The organism is Vibrio sp. Vb1554, assembly GCF_033344235.1.
Genome location: NZ_JAWPOJ010000423.1, coordinates 1 through 1,069, shown reverse-complemented (window position 1 = coordinate 1,069; position 1,069 = coordinate 1). Strand labels below are relative to the sequence as shown.

Sequence of the window (1,069 nt, the reverse complement as noted above, 5' to 3'; positions counted from 1 at the left end):
TTCAAGGCGAACAAAGAAAACTCTGAGCGTACAATCAAGAACGTAATTGAGTCTTGTGAAGCGCTTGTGAATGCATCGTCTTGGGATGATTTCATTGCCTCTTCTCCGTATGCGGATAAGGTGCTTCAAAGCGTTAAAGAAGACAACGAAAAAGATGAAGCAAAGCGTCAGGAAATCTTGATCGCGAAAACATTTAACTTTTACGATTACATGTTGTTCCAACGCTTGGCATTCCACTCTGGTAACCAAATCTACGGTTTGATTTTCAATGGCTTGAAAAAGCTGTATGACCGAGTTGGCAGTTACTACTTCTCTAACCCGGCATCACGTGATTTGGCGCTAAGATTCTACCGTCAACTGCTAGAAACTTGTGAAACGGGCCAGCGTGAACAATTGCCAGTTGTAATTCGCCACTACGGCATGGAAAGTGCTCAAATCTGGAACGAGATGAAAAAGCAACTACCAACCAACTTCACTGAAGATGATAGCTAAGCATTGAGTGAGCAAAGTTAGAAAAAACCGCAGGCAATGCCTGCGGTTTTTTATTGCTCGTTACTTACGGCTTTTGATCTAGTTCTTCATGCAATTATGTCGAAAAATGAGTCTTTCAGGCTAATGATAGTCTGGGCAAAGGCAAATACAGTGTTTCGACAATATCTGATAGCACGTGATCATAGGTATTGAAAATCGTCAGTGACAGATCTGAGGTGATGCCATAGAGTTCTTCTTCTGTTAGTCCGGTGTGTTTTCCTTCGACATAGTCGTTTAACGCTTGTGTCGAACGTACGGAGATCGGCGCTGCGATAGTCAATGGTGCTATTACCGCTAACTGATTCAGTTTGCGTGTCATTACAGATGCGTAGTTCTTTACTCGAACGCTTCCTCCTTGTTCGTTTAAGTCTTGAATGCTAATACGAAGTTGAGTCAAGGTTTCGAGGCTATCGATAATGGTTTGCCAATTCATGTGGTACTCATCATGCAACTCATCTCGTTGCTCAACTGCTAGCCACGCAATAGTGACTTCATCCATTAAAAACAAACAATGTCGAATCAGCTTTCCGTGCTCCAT

2 pseudogenes are annotated in these 1,069 nt (G+C 42.6%); one reads left to right on the top strand and one right to left on the bottom strand.

The features are described 5' to 3' along the window. Positions 1-492: pseudogene (locus R8N28_RS26780) on the top strand (fatty acid metabolism transcriptional regulator FadR); the annotation flags it as partial. A gap of 115 nt (positions 493-607) precedes the next feature. Here the strand turns inward: R8N28_RS26780 and R8N28_RS26775 are convergent. Further along, positions 608-1,069, bottom strand: a pseudogene (locus R8N28_RS26775) (hypothetical protein); the annotation flags it as partial.